The sequence below is a fragment of the Nitrospirota bacterium genome, from assembly GCA_040756155.1.
Classification (GTDB): Bacteria; Nitrospirota; Thermodesulfovibrionia; order JACRGW01; family JBFLZU01; genus JBFLZU01.
This window is the reverse complement of record JBFLZU010000042.1, coordinates 29,433-54,058: the sequence shown is the minus strand read 5'-3', so window position 1 is coordinate 54,058 and position 24,626 is coordinate 29,433. Positions and strand designations below refer to the sequence as shown.

At 38.6% G+C, this 24,626-nt stretch carries 32 protein-coding genes; 2 read left to right on the top strand and 30 right to left on the bottom strand.

Features of this window, described 5'->3' with window-relative positions; genetic code table 11:
* Positions 1 to 25 precede the first annotated feature (25 nt).
* From AB1488_03930 to AB1488_03785, 30 genes are all read right to left on the bottom strand, one after another.
* On the bottom strand, positions 26 to 997 hold the full coding sequence (locus AB1488_03930; GenBank protein MEW6409247.1) for a DNA methyltransferase: 972 nt from the start codon (positions 995 to 997) through the stop codon (positions 26 to 28).
* Positions 990 to 1,973, bottom strand: a complete 984-nt coding sequence (locus AB1488_03925; GenBank protein ID MEW6409246.1) for a DpnII family type II restriction endonuclease — start codon at positions 1,971 to 1,973, stop codon at positions 990 to 992. The genes AB1488_03930 and AB1488_03925 overlap by 8 nt, the downstream gene beginning before the upstream one ends.
* The gene (locus AB1488_03920) at positions 1,970 to 3,226 is read right to left on the bottom strand and encodes a DNA methyltransferase (protein ID MEW6409245.1); all 1,257 of its coding nucleotides are present in this window, start codon (positions 3,224 to 3,226) and stop codon (positions 1,970 to 1,972) included. Before AB1488_03920 ends, AB1488_03925 begins: the two co-directional genes overlap by 4 nt.
* A 19-nt stretch (positions 3,227 to 3,245) precedes the next feature.
* A complete protein-coding gene (locus AB1488_03915) occupies positions 3,246 to 4,277 on the bottom strand; it encodes a methyltransferase (GenBank protein MEW6409244.1) in 1,032 nt (343 codons plus the stop codon).
* 16 nt (positions 4,278 to 4,293) lie between these two features.
* Complete coding sequence (gene sixA, locus AB1488_03910) at positions 4,294 to 4,758, bottom strand: phosphohistidine phosphatase SixA (protein MEW6409243.1); 465 nt, start codon at positions 4,756 to 4,758, stop codon at positions 4,294 to 4,296.
* Between the two features lie 3 nt (positions 4,759 to 4,761).
* A complete protein-coding gene (locus AB1488_03905) occupies positions 4,762 to 5,160 on the bottom strand; it encodes a DUF1284 domain-containing protein (protein ID MEW6409242.1) in 399 nt (132 codons plus the stop codon).
* Positions 5,161 to 5,284: 124 nt separating this feature from the next.
* The gene (locus AB1488_03900) at positions 5,285 to 5,587 is read right to left on the bottom strand and encodes a hypothetical protein (GenBank protein ID MEW6409241.1); all 303 of its coding nucleotides are present in this window, start codon (positions 5,585 to 5,587) and stop codon (positions 5,285 to 5,287) included.
* 55 nt (positions 5,588 to 5,642) lie between these two features.
* Positions 5,643 to 5,807: a hypothetical protein gene (locus AB1488_03895; protein ID MEW6409240.1), complete on the bottom strand. Its 165-nt coding sequence runs from the start codon at positions 5,805 to 5,807 to the stop codon at positions 5,643 to 5,645.
* 13 nt (positions 5,808 to 5,820) lie between these two features.
* Positions 5,821 to 6,198, bottom strand: coding sequence for a hypothetical protein (locus tag AB1488_03890; protein ID MEW6409239.1), 378 nt, complete (start codon positions 6,196 to 6,198; stop codon positions 5,821 to 5,823).
* Positions 6,199 to 6,325: 127 nt separating this feature from the next.
* A complete protein-coding gene (locus AB1488_03885; GenBank protein ID MEW6409238.1) occupies positions 6,326 to 7,075 on the bottom strand; it encodes a hypothetical protein in 750 nt (249 codons plus the stop codon).
* Entirely contained in the window at positions 7,062 to 7,934 is an 873-nt protein-coding gene (locus tag AB1488_03880; GenBank protein ID MEW6409237.1) for a DNA methyltransferase, read from the bottom strand. Before AB1488_03880 ends, AB1488_03885 begins: the two co-directional genes overlap by 14 nt.
* Positions 7,935 to 7,962: 28 nt before the next feature.
* Positions 7,963 to 8,322 (bottom strand): type II toxin-antitoxin system PemK/MazF family toxin, encoded by a 360-nt coding sequence (locus AB1488_03875; protein MEW6409236.1) that lies wholly within the window; start codon positions 8,320 to 8,322, stop codon positions 7,963 to 7,965.
* On the bottom strand, positions 8,319 to 8,594 hold the full coding sequence (locus AB1488_03870; protein MEW6409235.1) for a ribbon-helix-helix domain-containing protein: 276 nt from the start codon (positions 8,592 to 8,594) through the stop codon (positions 8,319 to 8,321). Before AB1488_03870 ends, AB1488_03875 begins: the two co-directional genes overlap by 4 nt.
* 69 nt (positions 8,595 to 8,663) lie before the next feature.
* A complete protein-coding gene (locus AB1488_03865; GenBank protein ID MEW6409234.1) occupies positions 8,664 to 10,022 on the bottom strand; it encodes a DNA methyltransferase in 1,359 nt (452 codons plus the stop codon).
* A gap of 17 nt (positions 10,023 to 10,039) precedes the next feature.
* Entirely contained in the window at positions 10,040 to 10,537 is a 498-nt protein-coding gene (locus AB1488_03860; protein ID MEW6409233.1) for a UPF0158 family protein, read from the bottom strand.
* 17 nt (positions 10,538 to 10,554) lie between these two features.
* Positions 10,555 to 12,207, bottom strand: coding sequence for an SWIM zinc finger family protein (locus AB1488_03855; protein MEW6409232.1), 1,653 nt, complete (start codon positions 12,205 to 12,207; stop codon positions 10,555 to 10,557).
* Positions 12,194 to 13,354: a tetratricopeptide repeat protein gene (locus AB1488_03850; GenBank protein MEW6409231.1), complete on the bottom strand. Its 1,161-nt coding sequence runs from the start codon at positions 13,352 to 13,354 to the stop codon at positions 12,194 to 12,196. The genes AB1488_03855 and AB1488_03850 overlap by 14 nt, the downstream gene beginning before the upstream one ends.
* A 153-nt stretch (positions 13,355 to 13,507) precedes the next feature.
* Positions 13,508 to 13,696, bottom strand: a complete 189-nt coding sequence (locus AB1488_03845; protein ID MEW6409230.1) for a hypothetical protein — start codon at positions 13,694 to 13,696, stop codon at positions 13,508 to 13,510.
* A 204-nt stretch (positions 13,697 to 13,900) separates the two neighbouring features.
* Positions 13,901 to 14,278, bottom strand: coding sequence for a type II toxin-antitoxin system RelE/ParE family toxin (locus AB1488_03840; protein ID MEW6409229.1), 378 nt, complete (start codon positions 14,276 to 14,278; stop codon positions 13,901 to 13,903).
* On the bottom strand, positions 14,256 to 14,534 hold the full coding sequence (locus AB1488_03835) for a type II toxin-antitoxin system Phd/YefM family antitoxin (protein ID MEW6409228.1): 279 nt from the start codon (positions 14,532 to 14,534) through the stop codon (positions 14,256 to 14,258). The genes AB1488_03840 and AB1488_03835 overlap by 23 nt, the downstream gene beginning before the upstream one ends.
* 75 nt (positions 14,535 to 14,609) lie before the next feature.
* Positions 14,610 to 15,176: a hypothetical protein gene (locus AB1488_03830; GenBank protein ID MEW6409227.1), complete on the bottom strand. Its 567-nt coding sequence runs from the start codon at positions 15,174 to 15,176 to the stop codon at positions 14,610 to 14,612.
* Positions 15,112 to 15,282: a hypothetical protein gene (locus AB1488_03825; protein ID MEW6409226.1), complete on the bottom strand. Its 171-nt coding sequence runs from the start codon at positions 15,280 to 15,282 to the stop codon at positions 15,112 to 15,114. Before AB1488_03825 ends, AB1488_03830 begins: the two co-directional genes overlap by 65 nt.
* Positions 15,283 to 15,366: 84 nt before the next feature.
* Positions 15,367 to 16,437, bottom strand: a complete 1,071-nt coding sequence (gene hisC, locus AB1488_03820; protein ID MEW6409225.1) for a histidinol-phosphate transaminase — start codon at positions 16,435 to 16,437, stop codon at positions 15,367 to 15,369.
* Between the two features lie 5 nt (positions 16,438 to 16,442).
* Complete coding sequence (gene hisG / locus AB1488_03815; GenBank protein ID MEW6409224.1) at positions 16,443 to 17,327, bottom strand: ATP phosphoribosyltransferase; 885 nt, start codon at positions 17,325 to 17,327, stop codon at positions 16,443 to 16,445.
* Between the two features lie 2 nt (positions 17,328 to 17,329).
* Positions 17,330 to 18,616, bottom strand: coding sequence for a histidinol dehydrogenase (hisD, locus tag AB1488_03810; protein MEW6409223.1), 1,287 nt, complete (start codon positions 18,614 to 18,616; stop codon positions 17,330 to 17,332).
* 69 nt (positions 18,617 to 18,685) lie between these two features.
* On the bottom strand, positions 18,686 to 19,939 hold the full coding sequence (gene murA / locus AB1488_03805) for a UDP-N-acetylglucosamine 1-carboxyvinyltransferase (GenBank protein MEW6409222.1): 1,254 nt from the start codon (positions 19,937 to 19,939) through the stop codon (positions 18,686 to 18,688).
* On the bottom strand, positions 19,927 to 20,856 hold the full coding sequence (gene prmC, locus AB1488_03800) for a peptide chain release factor N(5)-glutamine methyltransferase (GenBank protein MEW6409221.1): 930 nt from the start codon (positions 20,854 to 20,856) through the stop codon (positions 19,927 to 19,929). The genes murA and prmC overlap by 13 nt, the downstream gene beginning before the upstream one ends.
* Positions 20,853 to 21,920, bottom strand: coding sequence for a peptide chain release factor 1 (gene prfA, locus AB1488_03795; GenBank protein ID MEW6409220.1), 1,068 nt, complete (start codon positions 21,918 to 21,920; stop codon positions 20,853 to 20,855). Before prfA ends, prmC begins: the two co-directional genes overlap by 4 nt.
* Positions 21,921 to 21,986: 66 nt before the next feature.
* Positions 21,987 to 22,214 (bottom strand): 50S ribosomal protein L31, encoded by a 228-nt coding sequence (gene rpmE / locus AB1488_03790; protein ID MEW6409219.1) that lies wholly within the window; start codon positions 22,212 to 22,214, stop codon positions 21,987 to 21,989.
* A gap of 78 nt (positions 22,215 to 22,292) precedes the next feature.
* Positions 22,293 to 23,387: a hypothetical protein gene (locus AB1488_03785; protein MEW6409218.1), complete on the bottom strand. Its 1,095-nt coding sequence runs from the start codon at positions 23,385 to 23,387 to the stop codon at positions 22,293 to 22,295.
* Positions 23,388 to 23,486: 99 nt separating this feature from the next.
* Here AB1488_03785 and AB1488_03780 point away from each other — a divergent pair, with 99 nt between their 5' ends.
* Together AB1488_03780 and AB1488_03775 are read left to right on the top strand one after the other, a co-directional pair.
* Entirely contained in the window at positions 23,487 to 23,747 is a 261-nt protein-coding gene (locus AB1488_03780) for a hypothetical protein (GenBank protein ID MEW6409217.1), read from the top strand.
* A gap of 43 nt (positions 23,748 to 23,790) precedes the next feature.
* Positions 23,791 to 24,626: ribonucleotide reductase N-terminal alpha domain-containing protein (locus AB1488_03775; protein MEW6409216.1), on the top strand; the 836-nt coding region annotated here is incomplete at its 3' end.

Below are 24,626 nucleotides of genomic sequence, written 5' to 3'. Positions count from 1 at the left end.
GCTTTCTTTTAATTGCTGTGAAGAATTATATAAATAAGTTGCTCTGTATTCTTCCTGCCACTTCTTTTATTGTTTTTATATTTTTATGAAACAAACAGATTTCTCTCTTTTCTAATTCCAAAGGGTCCTGTGGAATAATGAAAGCATCTTTAATCTTGTCCCAATCCCTGTTTCTTATTGTTATTATGTCATCGAGAAAAATACTAACATAACATCCATTTATTACTGTCGGCACTGCTTGTTCTAACTTTCTATTCGATATTTCTACATACCTTGGGTCAATATCAATACCTATAAACTTTCTTCCTAATTTTTTAGCTGCAATTGCAGTTGTCCCCGTTCCAATAAATGGATCAAGCACAATATCTCCTTCATCACTGCTCATGAGCAATAATCTTTCCAGAAGATGTAATGGTAATTGGCATGGATGCTCATCCCTCCTTATTTTATGCCTGATTCTGTGAATATCAGTCCATACATCGGATACAAGCGGTCCAAATGGGTGCATCTGGCTTTTTTTACCACCATAGTCCTGTAAGACATAATGGCAAACTCTACAACGCTTATGGAACATTCTGATATCATAAAATTTGAATTTATCAGATTTAACATAATATAAGATTCCATAATGATTAGGTAGAAGCGTCCTGCCAAGCGGCGGACCCATGGCATCCCAAGCAATCCAGTGCCGAAAGAGAGCAATTTCGTTCAAATATGAGCCGAAATAGATCAGCCATTTTGGAATATTGTGAACAAAAATTGAACCTGTAGGCCTGGTGATACGAACCATCTCATATAGCCATTCTTTGCACCAGGAAAGATACTCGTCAACTTCATGTTTATCATAATAGCTGTTATATTTCTTTTTTAGATTAAAGGGAGGGTCAGCAAAGGTAACATCAATACTATCATCTGGTATTTTCTGCATAACTTTTAAACAATCTCCTTGAATAACTTTATTTACCAAGTTCTCAAAAAAATTTTTTCTATTATCCATAAAAGACCTCCAATAGAAGACCTTTAAACCTGTCAAGTTCATCTTTACTGAAGGTAAAAACAAAATCATAAGCCTCAACCATGCGTCTCAGGTCACCCCTTCTCACCCACCAGCCAATTCCATCCACAAAACCAACAAAAATTACATTTGGATAATTCTTCTTCAAATACTCGGCAACCGTATTTTCTGTCTTTGCTTTATCTCCCATCCCTGAAGCAGTTGTAACGGAATACGAACACTCAATTATCAACTTTGGAGACACCTTGTCAGGAATTATAAAATCCATTGTTCTCGGAATGTTGCCTGCCTCTGGAATCCTGAACTTTCCTTTTTCAAAAGCTAATTTGTTTTCTGTAAGAATCTGCTCTATTACAATCTCAGGATTACATTCTTTGGCAGCCTTATAAGCGCCTTTTGTCTTGTACCTTATTATGGTATCTACAAGTGATGCTATTGAGAAACTGAACTTGTTTATATCAAGTTTCTTGAATTCAAAAAGAGGAATAATTTGTTTTATTATTGGGATGGTCAAACCCTTGAAGAATAAATTCACAATACCTTCGGCAAATTTTTTATTTTCTTTTATCAGTCTTTTAATTTTATCAAAATTCCATTCTCTAAAATCATTAGAAATTATGGTCTCAGGAGCCCAAAACTCTTTGTTTACAAGCTTTGATAAGGCTGGATCTCCTTTAGCTCTAACAAAAGACACAATTCGTTGCAGGCTTTCCTGAGAGAATCCAGTTATTGTAAGAATTGCTTCAATCCCATCTTCTATTTCGGTAATATGTTCAAGCAAAACAGACTCCTTTAGCCCTTCTCTTTCTATCCTGTTTTTAAGGAGAAAAATATTCTGAGCAATCGAAGAAATATGCCCCTCATAGTATTGTTCATACTCTACATTTTGAAAATAGAAAGTGTTATTTGAGATTACAGTATTAAATTTTTCTTCTAATGATGGATAATGCATGGTCATTTAGCCTTCCTCAAAAACAAAATATACTCATCCTTCATTGTATTCTGAATACCTTTTATAGGTTTAACAATTTTCTGGTCAATAACAAAGCCATTTTTCAGTGCCATTTCTTCAACTTTTGTCTCAAGCCTTATTCCACCTGTCTGAATATCATTTGAGCCAATTATAATTACTGCATATTTCCCAACTTTCAAGACCCGTGACATCTCCGATAAAACCTTATTCATATCATCAAAATAATTAGCAAGTTTTTCTTTTCTGGTCTTTCCTTTTAGACCAATCATTTCATCTTTAAGTTTATGAACATTATATCCTAAATATTCCAATTGTGGCCGATCATTTTCTGCATAATCTATGGCAAAAGAATATGGAGGGGAAGTAATGATAGCATCTATTGAACTATCCTCTAAGGGAAGATTTATTGCATCACCAATTTCAAACTTTGCTTCATTAATGCAAAGGTTAAGTTTATCTCTTGCTTGAAGAAAAGAGCCTATCTGCTCTACATATCTTTTTAAAACAGAGGGAAAAAGGATATCTATATTTTTTGAACATCTTCTTGAATAACCCATAGCGTCTAAAAAAGCAAGTAAAGTAATGGCCTTTTCTGTATCAAAACCATTTTTAAAATCAAATTCTTGGGGCAATGTCTTATTTTGTATTAGCATCTTGTAATAATTACTCATATTGTTGAATGCTGTAGATAATAAATTTTTGTTTGTCTTTAACGCCTCATATTTAACCTTGCTCATCAATACACAGAATGGGCTTTTCTCAATACCGATAGAATCAATACCTATTATGCTGGCTTCCACATTTAGCGTTCCACTTCCACACATCGGGTCAAGAACAACATCCCCTGGCTGAATCTTGAGAATATTCAATACGCCTTTAATTAATTGCGGATGAAATTTGCCCCTGTAGGGGAAAAGTCCATGTGTAGCATAACCTGTAGAATAGTTTCCTTCTTTAAAGTATGATTTGGTTATTTCAGATCTTCCTTCCCAGATGAGATGGCTATTGTTAGAACAAATCATATAATGATTGGTAGGCTTTCCATCCACACTCTTGAAAAATGCTCCTCTTTGAATGATGTCACTTTTAGTAAGAAACTTGTATTCATAGAAGGCAAACTCTAATTCAAAAAGTTCTGAAGTGTTGGGTAATAATTCATAGCCTTCAGGTAGTAAAAGTGAGGTAATTTGAGGCAAATTTGATATTGTATTAATTTTTGAGATCTGTATATTTTGCATATGTTTCTCCTTAAAACTACTATTTCATAACCCCTTCAATCAAAACCGAATCGTCAATAAAATCCTCTTTTATATCTTTCAACCCTATCCTCAAAAGCCATCTTTTTATCTCACCAGCTGAATAGCATCTTCCACCTTCTGTATTAACAAGCATATTTACAGAAAAAAGGGCACTCTGTGCAGGATGTGTTCTGTCCTTTGAAATATAAAAATCCTGAATAACTATCCTCCCACCATCATTCAATGCCTTTCTACATTTTCTCAATAACTGAAGGTTATCCCTCTCTGAATATGCATGAAAGACTTGGCTTATAAAGATAAGATCGTAACCACAGCCGAAATCATCCACTAAAAAATCACCTTGAATAAAGCTTATTTTTCCACGAAAAGACCTTTCAAATTCCCCCTCACCCCCTTTAACCCCACCTATCCTCCCCTTAAATAAGGGGAGGAAAAAGGAGGGGTTACTTATGACCCTCTTTGCAATCTCGATGGTCTCAGGGAAATCAAAAAGTGTTACATTTACACCTCTCTTTGCCATCTCGATTGAATATGTGCCTGGTCCTCCGCCAAGATCAAGTGCAGTCTTAACCCCTTTTAACCCAATCATCTTCATCACATCCTTTGCCTTTAAAGATGCAATGTTATGCATGCCGAGGATAAATGACCCATGGTCAAATGTCTTACGATTGGGTTTTCCTGTCTTTAAAACCTCATCAAGTCCTGACCAGTTCTGCCACAATGTATCCGCATGCCTGATAATATCACCCTGATAATAAGGGCTTCCACTGACCATGAACTTAGATGTGATAGGGGAGTTTGAATATTTACCCTTCATTTTCTTTAGAAAACCAAGTCCTGTGAGTGCATCAAGCAATATCTCAGTTGCCCTTAAATCTGTATTAAGTCTTTTCGAGAGTATCCTGACTGATAAAGGCTTTATGAGGTAGTCAAATACCCTGTAGTTATTCGCAGTCAGAAGCACCCTCGCAGACCTAAATCCACCCCAGATTTCTCTTAACTTTTTTACTTCCTCAAGAATCCCTGGCATAGATAACTACTCCCTTTTAAAGAACTATTTCAGGTGTTAGCATCCATTGCAAAGACCATGCTCCAGCATCGTCTCTTTTGAGACAGACTATCCCAGCCATTTTAAATGCAACGATATTTTTATCCTTATCTCCACAGAGTAATAAGGATGCGAGTTTCCCGAGATGAGGTAGGTGGCCTGCAAGCATAGTGTCATCTGTTACGCCTTTCAGGCGTTCTACCCATATCTTAGGGTCATCTAAAGGTGCAAGTCCATCGGTCTCTCTGATGCCTCTGGCTGGTTTTAGATTTTCTGCCAAGACCTCCGCTGTCTGTTTTGCCCTTAGCTTGCCACTATGGATTATCTCACTAACTTTGAGATTCAGTCGGGATGCATAGGAAGCCACTTTCTTGATGTCCTGCCATCCTTTCTCAGAAAGAGGACGAGAAGAATCTTCCTCTTCCCTCTTTGCCTCTGCATGCTGAATAAGATAGAGAAACATAGACTACCTCCTTTTTAATTCATAATAAAAATGATTCTTCTCACACACCTGTTTCCAGTCACATTCCATACAATAGTTTTCAAACCATTCAGAAAATATCTCTGGAATCTTTTTCTTTACCTCTTGCCATCTAACTCTTATGTCGGGATTAACTTTGAGGAGACTCAATGCTGTCTCATCCATCTCTCTTACCTCTTTATCTGCATGTTCATCGTATTGACATTTATAATCTTTTAGATGGGGGCATCTTCTACATACATCGTCTGCTCCATGACAGACCTCTATCTCCTCATCTTCTGCCCTTTTCAGAACATTCTTGAGATTTTCAACAAAAGAGTCATCATAGCCCTCTCCACTAAAGAAATGAAGACATATAAGATGATGCCCTCTGAGTTTTAACATCAAGCCCTCTCTATTCCATTATGCTTCTATTCCCTGCTGCCACGACTGCCCCGTAACAAGGTCGCTGGAACCATTGTAAATCTCTTCTTTGAAGAGTTTATAGAGGTTGTAAATAATCATAAATTTAGTTATTCCCTTGTGCTATTTGTATCATATCATAAATAACCTTTGCTCTACGAGCAGCCTCATCTGCTGGCAATGCATCCTCTGTTGAAAGTTTTTTATACTTTTTATTGTGAATCCTTTCCTGAAAAACAATCGCACTTAATGAGCAATTAGCAAGCATAAAATACAAGGCATCCTCATGGTTAAAATCGGCTTTCAAAAGCAATCGAAAGAGGTTATCAAATGTAAAACGAGCATATACGATATACAGCTCGTTCTCGTCTTTTGGAAATTCTTTAAGAAAGTCTAACTCTTCTTCCATTAGAATAACCTTTAATTGTCGCCGATGATTGTGGTAGTTTTAGATTTCATATCCTTCAGATCCTTTCAACATAATGCCTTCCTACATTAAAATTCTGAATGTTTTCGACCAGTTCTTCAATACTCATCTTCTCTGCAACAATCTCTATGGCTTCTTCTGCTGTTTCCGCCTCCACTTCAATATGACCTGCAAATTCAAAGTCAACAAAGAATTTATGCATAGAGCGTCTCCTTTCACTTTTTACCTCGCCATACTGCCCCTTGGATTACTGAAAACCTATCTTTAACTCCAAAATTCTCATACAAATTTTCAGTTACGGTTCCTGTTGGATAATTAGTTTTTTCCTGTATCGCCACAGGTTCTATTGCAACAAGCAAGAATTCAATCGTGAACTCTCCAACTTTATCTAATTCCTTGAAGGGTTCGATGTGTTCGGGTTTAAAAAGCTGGAGAGTGGGTGGAAATGAATTTACAGGTTTAATCTGACTAAGCATCCTCAAAATATGGTCTCTTAATTTTAGCGTTAATGATGGATTATAGGCATGCTTAACATATAGCTCTAACAGTTCTCTATTTCCACCATCAGCTCGGATATTTCGTTCAAAACCCATTTGTGGCCACACTCGCATTCTCCTCGATATTCATTCCGATATTGACCGCCAACACGGTCTAAAGTTAACTCTTTACCACATGGACATTCAATTACCATTCTGTTAGGATTTTTCGGTGATTTGTCTGTCATGATTCACCGCCCAATATTTTACTCTCGGTTAGCATCAGTTCATAGGATTTTGCATGCCATTGTGATACTTCTTCATAACTTATGAAGTGAGTTTTTCCTTTTATAGGCTTAAAACCAGAAAACTCAATCTTAGATAGAAATTCTCTTTGCCTCTCTTTATATGAAGCAATATACATCTGTACATTGAAATCCTGAAGTTCTAAGAACTTTAACAAAGCATTTTTGAAATCCGTCGAGTATTCTATTTCGAAAATGTGTGCAGGAAATTTTCTCTCGTTAAACCAGAACACATCAATGGATTGAACTTTTTGTATGACATCTTCATAAGTGAACTTGAAAATATCATTCAAATTTACTAATTCTTTCAAAGGTCTGTTTAAAAATTTTTTATTTTTATCTTGCGAAGGAACATATGTTTTGAATCCTTTAATATTACCTATTTCAATAATCATCCCTTGATAATAAGAATGCGTAAACTTTCCTTCTTTTTCTATTTCTTTATCTTCCTCAATTAAAGAAAGTATTTCTTCGGGTAGTTTATTTTTATAAGTTTTCAATGCCCACAAACCAGGTTTTATTTTGAAAAAGAATCGTTTATCCTGAACAATTCTGCGAATAGTTGCAAAGGGTGTCTTGGTTTTCCAAATAACTTCTGGTACTTTTAGTGCGTTTTCATATAGGTAACTCAAAATAGCAAATCCTCCATTTTCTTTCATAACTTTTATTACCGCTTCATATTGTTTCATAAAACGCACTCCTTTCCGAAAAATGGCGGTTTTTATAGTTGTGTTGTCGTTTAATAATAAGTTCTCTTAATTTAAAGCCAGCATTAAGATAAACATTTATTAATTTAAATCCTAATGGTATTACATGCCTATATCTTCTCATATCACCAATAAGAATCGCACATTGTCTTCCTGGTTTCAATACCCTATAACTTTCTTTTGCGACCTTCTCCATCTCTTTCAGAAAATACTCAGTATCAAGATATGATAAATCTCCCTGTTTATATTCTGTATAGTGAATAATATTGGCATAAGGTGGATGAGCACAGATAAGGTTAATTGAATTATCTTCTAAAAAGGATAAATCCCGTGCATCACCTACAGATAATTCTGGTTCGTATATTTTTTGGAACGGCAGTTCTTCTATTGGAACACTAAAGTTGAGATTCTTTTTTGCCAATTCTATAGCCTTATCATTAATATCAAAGGCAATACACTTTCTACCCAACAATTTTGCCTCTACCGCTGTCGTCCCAGCGCCACAGAAATAATCTAAAACAAGTTCTCCTGGCTCAGAATATTTTAAGATTACATTCCTTGGAATATATGGTGACCAGTTGCCTCTATACTCCCCACTATGCGTTGCCCAATTGCCACGACTCTTAAAACTCCATACAGTAGTTGTCTCTTCTTTGAAATCTTTTGGGGATAAATTCTTGATTTTTTTCTCTATCCTGACAAAACTTACACTTATGCCCGTAGCCTTCCTGATTACCTTCTCTAACTGGCGATATGTAATTCCATACTTTCTACCAATCTCAACATCTGACATCCCTCTGTTTTTATCAGCAATTATCGCTGATTCTATTTCTCTTTCCACTCTTTAGCCTCCAGGATTTTTAATTTATCTATTCCCAGAACTCCCTTAGTCCAAGGCTAACCTCTATTGCTCTATTAACCTCTATCATCTTACGCTCTGAAAGTGCCCCGACGAGATTTTGGAGCCGTTCTTTATCAATGGTATATATCTGTCCAAGATGAACCACAGATTTGTGAGGCAGTCCACTTTCTGATGGTGTTATCAGTACACCAACTGGAAGTTCTGCAACCCTTACATTGCTTGTTATAGCAGCAACTATCGTAAGACCACTTACTTTATTAGCAACGTCATTTTGAATAACAAGAGCTGGATGAGGCCCTTTTATTTCTCTGCCTTTTGAAGGACTGAAATCAAGGAAATATATCTCACCCCTCTTGGGTTGTCTCATTTTCTTTTTACCTTTCTGACAGTCTTATATGTAGCAACTGACTCAGCACAAATGCTCAGAAAATCTTCTGCAAGATGTCTGTCATCATCTGCGATCTCTTTATAAATCTTTTCTGCCTTTTCAATAGCTTGCTGCCTTTTATGATCACTAATCATCTTTAAAACTGCATCTCTAACGATTTTGCTTCTCGACCTTTTTAAATCCCTTGATAGCATGTCTATTTCCTCAACAAGTTCCTTGGGGAAGCTTATGCCAAGTTTTGTGACCGGCATTTTATGACCTCCTTGTAATACTATTTTCTATAAGTAAGAATACCATAAAGAATACTAAATTACAACTTCTCATATACCCAAATCTTTCTCCATTCTTTCAAAATCCCAAAATATTCTTTTGTAAGTTTTATCTTCACTTAAAACTTCTCCTTCCATTTGTTTCTGTATAGCCAAAAATTTATCTTTGTATTTAAAGTTTATAGAAGAATCTACATCAGCCAGTTTATTTTTAATCAGATGGGCATTGATAAAGGTTTTATTTTTCAAATAAAGATAGCACAATAAATTATTGTCATCATCGTATTTAACAGTGTCAAATTTAATAAAAACCTTTTGTCCCCTCAGTTTATTTAAAAGGAATTCCTTCGCCTTTCCATTTAATTTTTTGTCCCCTTTCACTCCTATCAATCTGACCCTTAAATTATTATTTAGTATTACTATCTCTGGGCTTATTATTTCTTTAACCGAATAATAAGGCTCCCTCTGATAGTCTGAATCATCTATTTTTGAACCAAATTTTAATTTCTTTGGGTCTATTTTTTTATCAAACCTTACAAGGTCTTTAAAGATATATGGCAATTTGCTGATTTCTTTTTTGTAATCTATAGTTTTCTTCTTCTGAAAGATTATCTCAGAATCTTTCTGTTGCTTTTTTATATTCAATTTCTCTTTGATTATCGGAATAAAATCCTCCTTGATTTCATATCCAATAGAATTCCTTCCCAATTTTTTTGCAGCAAGACAGGTTGTCCCGCTTCCTAAAAATGGATCAAGTACGGTATCACCCACAAAACTGAACATCTTTATCAATCTTTTCGGTAATTCTTCTGGAAACATGGCAAGATGTTTGTCCTGCCTTTCCCCTGGAAAATCCCAGTGACCATAAAAATATTCATTCCATTCTTCAAGGGTGAGTTTAGACCTCTCTTTTATCTCTCTGTTTACCTTTGGAGGATTGCCCAATTTCTTGAAGATTAAAATAAACTCATAGTCAAGTTTTATAATTCCATTTCTTGGATAAGGAAAAGACCCCATGATAGTAGCGCCGCCTGTTGTATTGCATGTAGTAACCTTTTGCCAGATAATCGCACCCATATAGTCAAAGCCGACTGTCTCACAGAATTTGATTATCTCTGCTCTTATCGGAATTATTTTATACCTGCCATAATAGACAGATCTTGCAAACTGGTCTCCGATGTTAATGCAGAGTCGGCATCCTTTATGCAAAACCCTGTAACATTCTTTCCAGACAAGGTTTAAGTTATTGATATAGTCCTCATAACTGTCATTAAACCCTATCTGGCTGCCATTGCCATAGTCTTTTAATTGCCAATATGGCGGAGAAGTGATGACGAGATGAACCAATTCATCTTTTAATTCTTCCATCCTCCGACTATCGCCGATGATTATGGTGGTTTTTGTGATCATAAATACCTTTTTTAACTTTATCCCTTTGATCCTTCAATTGGCTCTATACCAATGGAATTAAGCCATTCTATAACTTCATGCCTCATCCTCTCATCCTTAAATGCAAACCACCGCTTCTCTTCTTTAGGATAATCAGAGAGAACATTCTTAAATCTTCTGAAAGCACCTTTACTATCAAGGGCGATGTCAAGCTTTTCTCTGAGATTACTGTCTTTCACAGAACTTGCAAATTCAACCATAAGATTATATGCCTCGTAAGAAGGTTTTCTGGGTATCTCAACATACCGTCTAGTCTCGTCTGAAAGCACACTTTCCGCTATTTCAACCAGATCTTTTTCCCATTCTGGCAGAGCGTTAATCGCCTCTTCATCCTCAGACTCAACTGCTGACATTACCTCGCCAGAGATGTTAACGGTTTCCCCTGTCTCGGTGTCAAATAGATTTATGCTACCAAAATCATCGGACATCTCCATAACAAGAACAATTTCATCCAAATCTATCTTTAGTTTTCTCATATATCTCCTCCAAAAACTTATATTCCCTTTATTTCATCTATAAAAGCAGGTCTTCTCCTGTATTTTTCTCTCAGGTGTTCAATGTATTTTTTAAACTTGTCCTGAGTGCCCGGTATCTCTTTCATCAGTTTCAACCAGTAAGCAGTCTGACGGTATGCGTCTCTGCTTTTTACATCTTCTACAAATTTGTTAATCTTCTTCTTGTAAAGCTCAAAACATTCCTCAGGGTATCTGTCGCGAATCTTTTTGACTATTAAATTGGAAACATCAAAACGAATACTCTCTCTGGCAAGGTTCAACATCCTCTCGTAATCATCTTCAATGGAATAAATCTTAAAAAGCAGGTCATAATCTCTATCAAGAAGCCTTTCTAATCGTTCTATAACAGCAATCTTTTCCTGTGCGGTCTTTATGATTTTTCTCAACTTCCTGTAATAGGCAATATCCCTTTCTGACTTTAAAAGCATAATAAGATTTTCAATTATCTTTGGATAATCGTTTTCAAGGCTGTAATATTTATCAAGGAACTCTCTTAATTCCTTGAGAGGATCAGACAGGCTAATGCCAGAATAAAAATCTCTCCCCCTACCCCGAATAATCTCAACGGCTTTCTCTGCTGTGACTATAGCCTTATCTCTGAGATTGTTTTTCAGATAAAATTCTGAAAGATGAACAGCTATTTCGGGATATTCTTTATAATGTTTTTCACCAAAAGAAAAGACAGATTCGGATTCTCCCTTTACTATAAGAATGTTCAATTTAATAGGGGGTATCAAATCAATGCCATGTTTATTGAGAACATAATCGGCGTCTTCAGGGGAATTGATGATTTTCAGGAAGACATCCTTAAAGACTTCTTTATCCTCAAATTCATTATATGCCTGCAGGAGATAGTCGAGGTATGGCTTTTTATCTTTTAATGAAACGGAAAGCTTCCGGATATTTTCGGCTATTGCATAAAATGCCTGCTGGGCTTCATAATGAATATCATCGTAGAAGTCTTCAAGTTTTTCATTACGGAGGCTTTCAATACATGCATCACAAATACCCTGATATATCTTTATCGCCTCTTTGTAGTTTTCCTGAGCAGCATATTTGGGGGCAGCTTCAGTAAATTTATCTATAATCTCACTAATGGGATGCTCATATGAGTCACGGTAATGATCATAGTAATACTCTATGTCCTTTAATCTTTTAAAGAACGAGAGTATTTTCTTTTTGTACTTTTCAGACGTGTTCTCCGTTTCCTCTTTTCCCCTTGCAAATATCTTGAAGTCTTCGAGCAAATGGGAATTAGTGGTCAAGATTTGAAAAAGGAATTTCTTCAGTCTGTCAGTGTCCACCTTATTTATAAGGGACTTAACGTTTTCTGCATCTTTCTTATGCTCCTTTATCTTTTTGTCGTTACATATCGCGAGCAAGGCAGCGACAACATGCTTGCATACCCCTCCCCAGTCATAAGGGCATGTGCAGTCAGTTTGTATGGTTCCTTTGTTTTCCTTTATAGTTACTGTATAAAGCTCGCTGCCATAGACATGGGCCTTGTAAGCGTCTTTTTCTATCCAGACCTTCTCAACAGCGCCACCATGAAAATAACTATAGCCCTTGCTAAGTGATGCCACTGAATCAATCTCATGAATAATATCTTCTGTAATCTCAGGCAATGGCATCCATACCCTCCAGCAGAAATAAATATGACCCATTTACTTTTAGCCATAGCGAGCCACAGAGATTACAGAAATCGTATGCGGACTCGAGCTTATGGTTAGTTATATAGTCTTTAGCAAGCCCTATATTCTCATTCCATGCATTTATTACAGCATTGCGATGCATAAAAAGGTGTGGATTTTGTCCGAAGTTGTAGAGTCCTCTCTCCTGCCAGAATATGAACATCTCTAAATAAGTCCTCAACATAGCCGCAATAAAGGGGGCGTCTTTAATACTATCCTTTAACATCTTTATTGCCTTAGATTTTTCTTTCATTGAATAAAGGAGCAGTGCATAATTGTAATGCCCTTCATGCTCGCCATATTTTCTGTAGTATCTTGCAGTATTCTCGATATCTCCCATATAGTAATAAACATCACCTATCAGGAATCTGACTCCCTGGTTATCATTGGGATTGAGATCAAGCAATGTGTTAAATTCCTCCAGTGCTTCCTTAAATTTTCCAAGACGCATATAGCAGAGACCGAGTCCATGGCGGGAACGCATATACGGCCTTGTATGAATGCTTCCCCAATAGGTAACGCCTTCAACTTTTAATTTCCCTCCCTGTTTTGCTACTGCATCTCTGATGGCATCTTTATAAATCCTTTCTGCATCTTCAAACTCAAACCTATCCATGTGAATGGAGGCAAGGATATTTCTGGCATCAACACAGTGAGGATATATAGCAAGTGCTCTCTGTGCCTTTTTCTTTGCGGTTATATTATCTCCGCTGGAAAGAAAATCCCATCCTTCATACACATAATGCATTGCTGCCTTATCTAGAATCTCATCTGTTTTTTCAATATCGCCTCTGGACATATAAATAGATGCAGCCTTCTGTGCGAGCCTCGTTCCCCTCACAGGGTTTTCTTTCATAACCTCAATGGCGAGGACTTCCATCGCCTCTGCAAAATCGGTTTTAAGTTTTATGGCCTTTTCAAGGTATTTTATCCCCTCACGCTTCGAGTCACGATTAAAGTATCTTATCAATGCCCTGCCGAGTTCAAAATGGAGTTCTGAAGATTTTGGGTTATTTTTTATTTCATCTCTTAACTTCTTAATCTCTCTCTGTCTTTCGATCTTCCAATGATGAATTATCTTTGCCATTTCATTCACCTGCTCCCTAATTACCTGTTTTTCGGTAGTTTTCTCGAATATTCATCAGTAATATTTTTAAATAGATATAAAAGTTATCAAACCACACTCCTGTTCTCTTATTCTTTCAATCTTTTCCTTCCCGAACATCTTCGGAAACCTCATTTATAACCTTATCCACCATCTTATCTCTTTTAGGAATGGTCCGCTACCGAACTCTATCTTATATTGGTTTGTCAAAACAAAACTTTTTATCTCATCTATAGAAATATTCTTATTAGGTTTTAGCTCTTTCCCTCTCAGTAGGACAACTGATCGTATGAGCTTTTCGTTAAGAAAATACTCATAGATCATTTCCTTACTTTTTATTAGGGACACTTCCCATATTTTCAATTTCTATCCTTTAACCTCTTTTCAATCTTCATAAATCTGTTATGTGTAGAGAAAGACACTATTCATACAGTCTATCATCTCTTCCTGTAAATCCATTTATCGTGTTTTCTCCCGTAAGATTTACCCCGTTAGAATGCCCCGCTGCTTGCAGCGGGGATGAATAGGTTAGATGAAAGTTATTCCCTTTAACAAAGCCCCACCCTTTGGGTGGGGTGGTTTACTATCTTCAGCTATCCCTGATATGGAGAAAATAGAACCAATCATCCTTTTTAATTCTCTCTCGAGTTCCTTGCGATCAATGATCCTTAAAATAGCAATCTCATTGCCTGTAATCCTGTAAAGCACTCTGTAATTGCCAATTCTCATGCGATAAAGCGGTGGAGTAAAGCCCTTCAGTTTTTTAATTAAACCCTTACCTAAAGGTAGGGGTGCAACTTCTAATATTTTCAGGTCCCTTGTAACCTTTAAAGCAACCTCCGTAGGAAGATCATCCAGTTCTTTCAAAAAGACCTTTGATGTCTTAACGGCGAGCCTTTTTTGCAACCTTTTTCTCCAGTTTTTCTATCACAGAATCAAGTTCGACTCCGCCTTCAGAAAGATATTCGCTGTATGCTTCTTCTATTTTCCTCCTTATAGTTGGACTGTTTGAAACAATGTAGTCTTCCAATTCTTCTCTAACAAGACTATGCAAAACTGCACGGGGTTTTCCATGAGATGTTACAATGATATCTTCCTTTTCAGCCTCCTTAAGGTATTGAGATAGTTTAGATTTTAATTCCCTGACTGTTGCTGTCTTCATCGTTCCTCCACTATAGTCTCATTTGTAGTTACAAATATATTAGCAGCTAAACAAATACTTCTTCAAGGAAAATTTCTACAGCTTCTTATACACCCAGACCCTGCCACCTTCTCTTATTTCGTCAGTCCTGACGACAAGGCGTTTTTTATGTAGGTTCAATAGTCTTGTTCCGCTGGTATTGGCTTCGAGGTTAAGGGTTTCTGAGAGTTCTTTTGCAGTAATAGAGCCTTTCTTGTGTATCAGATCGAGGGTTTCTCTAAGGTAGTTATTAAGGATGCCAAGAAGAAGCCTTCTGCCATTTCTCAATTCACCAATGGCTGCAAGCTCTTTCCTCTCAAGGGCTACTTCTATATTTTCTCTCTGATTCTCATTGAGCCCTGAAAGGACGATGTATTTGTTACCATATTCGCCACTGAGGAGGCGGGAGATGAGCTTTGCTACTATCTCATCGGCACAGGAGTAATCAATTATACCAACTCGTGAGAAATCAAGTAATACCTTAACACGTTCTTCAAAGGATTCGAGCTCTTTTTCAATCCGTCTCCTTAGAATCTCCCCCGTGCTTCTGGTGACAAGGTTATCCGAGCCATTTTTTAGTTCCTGTCTTAGTATCTCGTGAAGGTCGTATTTTGTAGTCTTCATGTTCATCTCCGAGTATCATCAATACAATTTTTTCCTTGTCTTCCTCTGTAAGCATGATGGAGAGGGGAGATTCAGCTATTATATCAAGAACCTCTTCTCTAGTCATAGTACCCTCCATTTTTCAGTTGATTCAATTGAATCATAATTAAATGAGGATGTCAAGGAAAATTTTTGAGATTTGCAATTCGAGTTAAACCAGTTTCCTCAGTGCTTTAATAAATGCCTCATTTTCTTCCGGCCTTCCGACCGTTACCCTGAGGCATCCCTTGAGTGCTCCTGGCTTACTCAGGTTTTTAATGAGTATTCCTTTCTTGAACAATCCTCTGTAAATGGCATCGCTATTGCTACCCCTGAAGAGTATGAAGTTCCCTTCTGATGGAAATGGTTTTATACCCTTTATCTTTAAAAGGGCTTCATATAATCTTTTGCGTTCATTTATGATTGCATTAACCTGCCTGTTTATAATATGTCTGTTTTTTAATACCGTTATCGCTGCTGCCTGCGAAAGGCTGTTTATGTTATATGGAAGTCTTACTTTGTTTATCTCCGTGACTATCTCAGGATGGGTGATAAGGATGCCCACCCTCAAACCAGCAAGCCCTATCTTTGATAGTGTTCTCAGGATTATAAGGTTTTTATAGTTCTTGAGATACGATAGAAAACTTTTTTTGCTGAAGTCATAATATGCCTCATCGATAACCACTGCTGCCTTTGATTCCTCTATGATGCGGATAATCTTATCCCCTGAGAAACAGTTACCTGTAGGGTTATTCGGATAACTGAGGAATATCAGGTGGGGTTTCTCTTGTTTAACCGTGAGCATGAAATTCTTAATTGGTATATCGAAATCCTTATCAAGCCTGACTTCTACAGGGATCTGCCCCAATGCCCTTGAGGTAATATTATACATTGCAAACGAAGGAACAGGATAGAGTACCTTTCCTGGCGAGTTACCGAAAACAGCGATAAGGTACTGGATGAGTTCATCTGAACCATTTCCAAGAACGATATTATCTATATTTACTTTTAGTTGCCTTGAAATGATTTCTCGAAGTACCTTTGATTCAGGGTCAGGATAGCGGTTTAGCAATACCCTGTTCAGTGCATTAACTACTTTACTCCTTAATTCATCCGGAAGGGAATAGGGAATTTCATGTGCGTCAAGTTTTATCCTGCATTTTGCATTCTCAACAGTGTATGCCTTTAACCGTAGTACTTCTTTTCTTATAAGGTTCTTGACTTTCCAATTCTCACTTCTCACTGGTCTCATGGAATTACTTTATTCAGTTGATACTCCACAATCCCTGATGCACCTGCCCTTTTAAGTTCAGGAATAAGACTTCTAACAACCTTTTCGTCTATTACCACATCGAGGTCATACCAGTCTCCATTTACCAAGGGTGCAATCGTTGGTGCGTGCATGGCTGGAAGTATTTTGATAACATTTTTGAGTTTATCTTTAGGAACATTCATCTTAAGCCCTACCTTCTCCTCTGCACTCAGTGCACCCTTAAGAAGGAGAACCATATTTTCTATCTTATTCCTCTTCCATTTATCTCTCCACGCCTGCCTGTTAGCAATCACCTTGGTTATAGATTCAAGAACTACATCAATTATCCGGAGGTTGTTTGCCTTGAGTGAGCTTCCTGTCTCGGTTAATTCTACTATTGCATCGGCAAGCTGTGGAGGTTTGACCTCTGTTGCACCCCACGAAAACTCTACATTAGCTTTTATTCCTCTCTTCTCAAGATAACCTTTAGTTACCCCTACAAGTTCTGTAGCTATTCTCTTACCATTGAGATCCTTCACACTCTTTATCTTAGAATTGACAGGGACTGCTACTACCCACTTAACCGTTCTCAGTCCTTCTTTTGCATAATTTAAATCTGCCACTTCCACCACATCTGCCCCTTGCTCAAGTATCCAGTCCTTACCTGTAAGGCCAGCATCGAGTATTCCATCGGCGACATATCTTGCCATCTCCTGAGCCCTTATAAGTATACACTCGATCTCGGGATCATCGATTGTAGGATAATATGACCTTGCATCGACAGTAATGTGATAGCCCGCCTTTTTAAAAAGTTTCAGGGTCGCTTCCTGAAGACTCCCTTTGGGAAGACCGAGTTTTAACTTTTTCTCCACCTTTTTCATCTTCACCTCCTCATCCTTACCTTCACAGCCTCCTTGTGACCCTGTAGTCCCTCTGAATCGGCTATTGTAACTACTGCATTAGCGATTTTTCTCATCCCATCCCTTGAAAAATAAAGGACGCTTGATCTCTTTGTGAAATCATCCACACTAAGTGGTGAGAAAAACCTTGCAGTTCCTCCTGTTGGAAGGACATGATTGGGACCTGCTGAGTAATCTCCAATCGCCTCTGGTGTATAGTTGCCGAGAAAGATTGCACCAGCATTCCTGATTATTGCGAGGATCTCAAATGGCTCTGCTACAGAGAGCTCAAGATGCTCAGGTGCGATATCATTGGCTAAATTTACGGCATCAGTAAGGCTTTTTGTGAGAATTATCCATCCAGAGTTTTCTAATGATTTCTCAGCAATCTTTTTCCTGTTAAGACCCCTTAACTGTTTCTTAATCTCTATATCTACATTGGTTGCTAACTCCTCTGAATTAGTTATAAGGATAGCAGATGCCATCTCATCATGCTCAGCCTGAGAGAGCATATCGGCTGCAACAAAGGATGGCTCAGCAGTTTTATCGGCAATAATAAGTATCTCGCTTGGACCTGCAATCATGTCTATATCGACATCTCCAAATACAATTTTTTTTGCAATAGAAACATAGATATTCCCAGGACCAACTATCTTGTCCACCTTTTTTATGGTCTCTGTTCCATATGCCATTGCGCCTATCGCCTGAGCACCTCCAATTCTGTATATCTCATCAACCCCTGAGATGTCTGCTGCTACAAGTACTTCAGGATTAGCAATTTTACTACGGGATGGAGAACACATGACTATCTCTTTGACCCCTGCCATCTTCGCAGGGATCGTGTTCATAATAACCGAAGAAGGATATGCAGCCTTTCCCCCGGGGACATAAATTCCTATCCTCTGTAGAGGTGTCACAAGCTGACCGAGCAAGGCACCATCCTCTGAATACATCCATGACCTCTGTCTCTGTTTTTCATGGAATTTACCTATCCTCTGAGCAGATAACTCAATAGCATCAATGAATTTTTTGCTAACCTTTTTATAGGCATCTCTGATTTCCTTTTTCTTTACCTTCATCTCTGATGGTTTCAGGGAAACATGATCGAATTTCTCTGTATATGCGATTAGAGCCACATCTCCTCTGTTTTTGACATTATTAAGTATCTCTCTGACTGATTCTTCTAACCCTGCTGGTATTCTTTCATGTCTATTAATAATTCGATTGATGACTCCAGATGCATCTTTCTGCCATGCCTTTATAATCTTCATTTCTCCTTTATCCCCATTTTTTTCTGTCTTCTGTCTGCTGTCTTCTGTCTTTCATTACCCCTTAACCCTTTACTCCTTAATCCTTTCTATATCAGCACCGAGTATTGCGAGTTTTTCTTCAATCCGCTCATAGCCCCTATCTATATGATACACCCTTGAGAGGGTAGTCTCCCCTCTTGCGGCAAGTCCAGCAAGTATCAGAGATGCACTTGCCCTCAGATCGGTTGCCATTAGGGGAGCACCACTGAGGTCATCAACCCCCTGAACGATTGCATTGTTTCCCTTCACAGTGATGTTTGCTCCCATCCTTCTTAATTCTGCTATATGCATGAATCTGTTTTCAAAGACTGTCTCACTTATTACGCTCAGTCCATCTGCTATGCACATTAAAGCCATCATCTGTGCCTGCATATCGGTTGGAAAACCTGGATACGGCATTGTCCGTATATCTACTGACCTTGGCTTTCCTTCTCCCCGAGCTCTGAGTCCCTCTTTTTCCGCTAATATCTCCACCCCTATTTCCTTGAGTTTTTCGATAATTGCGTCAAGATGTTCAGGGATACATCCTCTAATAAGTATATCACCTTTTGTGATACCTGCTGCAATCATAAATGTACCTGTCTCTATCCTGTCCGGAATGATAGTATGCTCTGCTGGTTTAAGTTGATTAACACCATCTATTATTATCTTATCGGTTCCATCTCCCTGAATGCAAGCACCCATCTTCCTGAGCATTGATGCAAGATCAGATATCTCTGGTTCACACGCAGCATTTTCTATAACCGTTCTACCTTCTGCCAGTGTAGCAGCCATCATCAAGTTCTCTGTTCCTCCAACTGTTGGAATATCAAAATAAAACCTTGTCCCTTTCAGCTTCTTAGCCTTCATATTTATATAACCATGTTCTATCTTTATCTCTGCACCCATCTTTTCAAGCCCCATCAGGTGAAGGTTGATTGGACGTGCCCCTATTGCGCAACCTCCAGGTAATGATACCATTGCCTTACCAAATCTTGAAACAAGTGGGCCAAGAACAAGCACAGAGGCTCTCATTGTCTTTACAAGCTCATATGGGGCTTCATAACTGTTGATGCTTGATGTATCAATGGTTATTTTATTGTCCTGTATCTCTATATCGGCACCTAACATTTCCAGGAGCCTGCCCATTGTCTTTACGTCTGTAACATCAGGGGTATTATAAAGAGTGGTTTTTCCTTCTGTCAGGAGTGTAGAACATAGTATTGGAAGTGCTGCGTTCTTTGCACCGCTGATGGTTACCTCACCCTTCAGCCTTACACCACCATGAATGACTATCTTTTCCATTCTCTTTTTTTGGCGGTGATGATCCTATCTATTCCTGCAATGTCTTTTGAGACCTCTGGAGATTCATACCTCCCTGTGGAATCCAGCATCTCAAAGACATTTCCAGCCTGTCCATCACCTATCTCTAAAATGAGATACCCCCCTGATTTGAGAAATCTGTGTGCCTCTTTGCTGATCCTCCTTAGATAACATAGCCCATCTTTTCCTCCGTTAATAGCAATTTGAGGGTCATATGCTACCTCTGCCTGTAGATATGGTATATCATCGGTTGGTATATACGGAGGATTGGAAATGATTAAGTCGTAAGTATCAAGGTATGAGATATAATGTGTGAGGGGTTCAAAAAGATCACCTGCAAGAAAGGTAATCTTGTCTTCAACACCATATCTTTCTGCATTAATTTTAGCGATCTTAAGTGCCCTCTGTGAAATATCTGTTGCAATAACCGTTGCCTCAGAAAATCTCCTCGCTAAAGCTATTGCGATACAACCACTACCTGTACAGAGGTCTAAAATCCTGAGTTCGGAGTTATGAGTTCGAAGTTCGGAGTTTTTCCTTTTGTTTTTACTCATAACTCCTAACTCATAACTCTTAACTCTACTTATCGCCTCTTCCACTACCAGTTCGGTCTCAGGTCTGGGGATAAAAACATCAGGTGTAATAAGCAACTCCATATGCATAAAGTCACATCTTCCGAGAATATGCTGAATTGGAATCCTTTCAGCCCTTTTACAGATGGACTTTCTATACGGTGTAAAATCCTGCTCAGAGACTGTTATTTCAGGATACATGTACAGCCATAATCTGTTTCTGTCTATACACGCCGAGAGGAGCATCTCTGCCTCTTTACGGTATTCCTGAATCTCTGCTCTTTTCAGTTGTTCTGCCCCCCAGAGAAGGGTATCCCGAATTATCATAGGGTTTTTAACCTCTCTGCAGTATCTGATGCCATTAAAGCATCTATAATCTCATCAAGCTCTCCACTAAGCACGCGTTCTAACTTGTGAAGGGTCAATCCAATCCTGTGGTCGGTGACCCTGTTTTGCGGGAAGTTATATGTCCGTATCCGTTCACTGCGTTCACCAGTGCCAACCTGTAACTTTCTATCCTGTGATCGCTCCTGTTCTTTCTTTTCCCTTTCTATTTCAAGGAGTCTTGACCGCAAAACCCTCAGTGCTTTAGCCTTATTCTTTATCTGTGATCTTTCGTCCTGACATTGAACCACAAGCCCTGTGGGTATGTGTGTAATCCTCACAGCAGAATAGGTAGTATTTACTCCCTGTCCACCTGGTCCAGATGCACAGAAGGTGTCTATCCTGAGGTCCTTCTCATCTATCTGGACATCTACCTCCTCTGCCTCAGGAAGAACTGCAACTGTTGCAGTTGATGTATGTATCCTTCCTCCAGCCTCGGTTACAGGTATCCTTTGAACCCTGTGCACACCTCTTTCAAACTTGAGACGACTGTATGCACCTTTTCCCTGTATTGAGGCGATAATCTCTTTAATGCCCCCTACCCCTGTGTTATGAGAGTTGATGACCTCAACCTTCCATCGTTTGCCTTCGGCATACTTGGCATACATCCTGAAGAGGTTTGCAGCGAACAGCGCAGCCTCTTCACCACCCGTCCCTGCCCTTATCTCGAGGATAATATCCTTATTATCGTTTGGATCCTTTGGAAGAAGAAGCATCTTCGATTGATGCTCTATAGTATCCTTCTTACCTCTTAAATCCTGTAACTCCATTCGTGCCATCTCTTTTAATTCTTCGTCGGCATTCGTCTCAGAAAGTATATCTTCAGCATCTGCAATTAGTTGTAGTAATCTCTTGTATTCTTTGTAAAGTTCTACAAGTCCAGATATCTCAGCCTGTTCCTTTGAATACTTCATGTATTCGGATGGAGTGCCGAGCACAGAGGGATCGCTCAAAAGCCTTGTAAGCTCTTCATACCTCTCTTCTACTGACTTTAATCTTTGAAGCATGTCAATAAACAAAATAATAGGAAACCCACCTTACTGGTGGGTTTCCTATCTCAGTTATCACTGAACCTAAGAAGGGATGACAGTCTCTTTATGAGACTTTTTTGAGTATCTTCTCTTAAATCTCTCAACCCTACCTTCTGTGTCAACGATTTTTTGTTTGCCTGTGTAAAAAGGATGACACTTAGAGCAGATATCCACATGGATGTCCTTCTTAGTAGACCTCGTGGCAAACCTTTCTCCACAGGCACAGGATACAACTGCCTCCACATATTTAGGATGAATTCCAGCTTTCAAATATCACTCCCTCCTTTGAATTAAAATGTTATTTACTATTATAGCAAAAATTTTGCTGATATTACAAATCAATTCAATTTATTTTATTCTGTATTTCTCAAGTATTTCAGTCTTTGCAGGTTCAACGGTTATCTTTCCAACCCCACACCACGGGTTGACACCGGCGGCTTCTGGGTCTGACCCTGCGGAGACGAGGTTACGTTCCTTGCCGCCTTGACAGGTAGGGCTTTCCCTTGGTGCTGGGTGAACATCAACAGATACCTGAGGTTTCTCTTTGCTATCCGAGTATCTTACGCATATGGATGCAGATAGCTCAAGAAATTCAGAGGCATCCTCTCCCCTTACAAGTACAAGCGGACTTCCAACGCCTTTTACTTCAAGGAGATAGTCATCTTTGGACCTCAATTCTGATATGATATGATTTTCTTGTTTGTTTCTTCCGACTATGATTTTGCATCTATCAGAGACCCTGAAGTGTCTGCCGACTTTGAGAAGGTTTAAATCGTTAAAATTTGGTTCAGGATTATATCTTAGTAGGTCTCTTAATCTCTTTGAAAATATAGGGTCTGTAAGCAGACATCCTCCAGAAGGATTCGGATATTCAACAAGTCGAAATTCCCTTGCGATTGCTATCTGCTGTTTTCTTGACCTTCCGGATATTCCGTAAAGCCTTTCTCTGTCTACAATACCATTTGTCTCAGGAATGGTTGGTGGTAGTAACTTTGCAGAAAGAGGTCTTAATACACGACCATCAAGGCCACTTTCGCGTGAAATCAATTGCATGGTCTCCCTTCTTTGAGACATCGGTCTCTGTCCCAGGACCTCCCCTGTGATTACAAAGTCTGCACCTGTAAGATCCATAAGTTCTTTTGCCTCCTTGAGCATCAGGATTCTACAGTCTATGCACGGATTCATATTCTTACCATGTCCAAACCTTGGGGCCTTGACAATCTCTACAAATTTATCGCTCAAGTGATAGAGTTTCACCTTAAAGCCAAACTTCCCTGCAACAGGGAACGGATTCGTGGAGCAGCTTGAGTGGTCTTCTATGCTACAGCCAAAATGTGTCAGGAATGTTATGGCAGTAATATCTATATCCTGTTTAAGGATTATCAATATTGCCAAGGTGCTATCAAGTCCACCAGATAAAAGTGCTATAGCCTTTCTTCTCATAACATAATATAACCAAATAAAGATTGGTGTGTCAATCATAGCATGGCAATATTCTAAAAAGAATTGACAAAATGTATCGTTTAAAGGTATCCTTATAGCATGGAAATGGAAGAGAGATTAAAGGAACTTATTATGGAGCTGGCTTCAACTCTCGGTGTTCTGCTTTCAGATAGCACCGAGCTGAAGAAGGCTATCGAAAATATAGAGAGAGAAGGTTACCATCTCGACCTTATAATTACATCAATTATGAAAATTACCAGAAAAGAAGGAAGTCAAGAAGAGTTAAAATTTGAGTTTAACGCCCTTGATAAAGCCTTCCTTGAGTCCCTCAAGATACGCATAGATAAAGAAAAAAACTAACACTATCCTTTACAACCTTAAAGAACTATGATATAAACAATTCATGGGTAATCGCATCATAAGCGGACAGAATCTTACTGCAAATGCACTCAGGATACTCGAGAGGAGGTATCTCGTAAAGGATGAATCAGGTTATGCAATTGAATCGCCTGATAATATGTTCAGAAGGGTTGCCGCTGTCGTCTCATTAATTGATCAAGACCCGGATTCAGAATCTCAATTTTACCATATGATGTCTCACCTCGAATTCCTCCCTAATTCTCCAACCCTTATGAATGCCGGGACTGATATAGGACAGCTCTCTGCATGTTTTGTGATACCTGTTGGAGACAGCATGAAGGAGATATTTGATGCTGTTACCTCTATGGCATTGATTCACCAGTCAGGAGGTGGCACAGGTTTCTCCTTCTCGAGACTCAGACCCAGGGATGACCCTGTTCGTTCAACAGGTGGGATTGCATCAGGACCTGTATCCTTCATGCGTATATTTGATACTGCAACCGAAGTTATAAAACAGGGTGGTAGAAGAAGGGGTGCAAATATGGGGATACTCAGGGCTGAGCATCCTGATATTATGGAGTTTATTTTTGCAAAGGAGAAAGAGAATTTCCTTACCAATTTTAACCTCTCTGTGGCTGTTACAGACTACTTCATGGAGTGCTTTATCAGAGATGGAGATTATGAACTTATAAATCCAAAAACAAAACAGACTGTAAAGTCCATAAAGGCAAGGGTTATATTTGATGCAATTGCTTCTGCTGCATGGAATACGGGCGACCCTGGTATTATTTTCATAGACGAAATAAACAGATACAATCCTGTCCCGGATATAGGAGAAATAGAGGCTACAAATCCATGTGGTGAACAGCCACTGTTACC

Bases quoted from the DNA above. Each gene is read 5' to 3' on its own strand.
- AB1488_03785 (MEW6409218.1), bottom strand. From the start codon at position 23,387: ATGAGAAGAAAGGCTATAGCACTTTTATCTGGTGGACTTGATAGCACC.
- hisG (MEW6409224.1), bottom strand. From the start codon at position 17,327: ATGAAAAAGGTGGAGAAAAAGTTAAAACTCGGTCTTCCCAAAGGGAGT.
- AB1488_03850 (MEW6409231.1), bottom strand. From the start codon at position 13,354: ATGGCAAAGATAATTCATCATTGGAAGATCGAAAGACAGAGAGAGATT.
- prfA (MEW6409220.1), bottom strand. From the start codon at position 21,920: ATGCTTCAAAGATTAAAGTCAGTAGAAGAGAGGTATGAAGAGCTTACA.
- murA (MEW6409222.1), bottom strand. From the start codon at position 19,939: ATGGAAAAGATAGTCATTCATGGTGGTGTAAGGCTGAAGGGTGAGGTA.
- AB1488_03865 (MEW6409234.1), bottom strand. From the start codon at position 10,022: ATGATCACAAAAACCACCATAATCATCGGCGATAGTCGGAGGATGGAA.
- AB1488_03925 (MEW6409246.1), bottom strand. From the start codon at position 1,973: ATGACCATGCATTATCCATCATTAGAAGAAAAATTTAATACTGTAATC.
- AB1488_03830 (MEW6409227.1), bottom strand. From the start codon at position 15,176: ATGAAGACTACAAAATACGACCTTCACGAGATACTAAGACAGGAACTA.
- AB1488_03905 (MEW6409242.1), bottom strand. From the start codon at position 5,160: ATGTTAAAACTCAGAGGGCATCATCTTATATGTCTTCATTTCTTTAGT.
- AB1488_03900 (MEW6409241.1), bottom strand. From the start codon at position 5,587: ATGGAAGAAGAGTTAGACTTTCTTAAAGAATTTCCAAAAGACGAGAAC.
- AB1488_03825 (MEW6409226.1), bottom strand. From the start codon at position 15,282: ATGACTAGAGAAGAGGTTCTTGATATAATAGCTGAATCTCCCCTCTCC.
- AB1488_03915 (MEW6409244.1), bottom strand. From the start codon at position 4,277: ATGCCAGGGATTCTTGAGGAAGTAAAAAAGTTAAGAGAAATCTGGGGT.
- AB1488_03870 (MEW6409235.1), bottom strand. From the start codon at position 8,594: ATGCCGGTCACAAAACTTGGCATAAGCTTCCCCAAGGAACTTGTTGAG.
- AB1488_03890 (MEW6409239.1), bottom strand. From the start codon at position 6,198: ATGGGTTTTGAACGAAATATCCGAGCTGATGGTGGAAATAGAGAACTG.
- AB1488_03835 (MEW6409228.1), bottom strand. From the start codon at position 14,534: ATGAAGACAGCAACAGTCAGGGAATTAAAATCTAAACTATCTCAATAC.
- sixA (MEW6409243.1), bottom strand. From the start codon at position 4,758: ATGTTTCTCTATCTTATTCAGCATGCAGAGGCAAAGAGGGAAGAGGAA.
- AB1488_03885 (MEW6409238.1), bottom strand. From the start codon at position 7,075: ATGAAACAATATGAAGCGGTAATAAAAGTTATGAAAGAAAATGGAGGA.
- prmC (MEW6409221.1), bottom strand. From the start codon at position 20,856: ATGATAATTCGGGATACCCTTCTCTGGGGGGCAGAACAACTGAAAAGA.
- AB1488_03855 (MEW6409232.1), bottom strand. From the start codon at position 12,207: ATGCCATTGCCTGAGATTACAGAAGATATTATTCATGAGATTGATTCA.
- AB1488_03780 (MEW6409217.1), top strand. From the start codon at position 23,487: ATGGAAATGGAAGAGAGATTAAAGGAACTTATTATGGAGCTGGCTTCA.
- AB1488_03895 (MEW6409240.1), bottom strand. From the start codon at position 5,807: ATGCATAAATTCTTTGTTGACTTTGAATTTGCAGGTCATATTGAAGTG.
- hisD (MEW6409223.1), bottom strand. From the start codon at position 18,616: ATGAAGATTATAAAGGCATGGCAGAAAGATGCATCTGGAGTCATCAAT.
- AB1488_03860 (MEW6409233.1), bottom strand. From the start codon at position 10,537: ATGAGAAAACTAAAGATAGATTTGGATGAAATTGTTCTTGTTATGGAG.
- AB1488_03875 (MEW6409236.1), bottom strand. From the start codon at position 8,322: ATGAGACAACCCAAGAGGGGTGAGATATATTTCCTTGATTTCAGTCCT.
- AB1488_03920 (MEW6409245.1), bottom strand. From the start codon at position 3,226: ATGCAAAATATACAGATCTCAAAAATTAATACAATATCAAATTTGCCT.
- AB1488_03845 (MEW6409230.1), bottom strand. From the start codon at position 13,696: ATGATCTATGAGTATTTTCTTAACGAAAAGCTCATACGATCAGTTGTC.
- AB1488_03930 (MEW6409247.1), bottom strand. From the start codon at position 997: ATGGATAATAGAAAAAATTTTTTTGAGAACTTGGTAAATAAAGTTATT.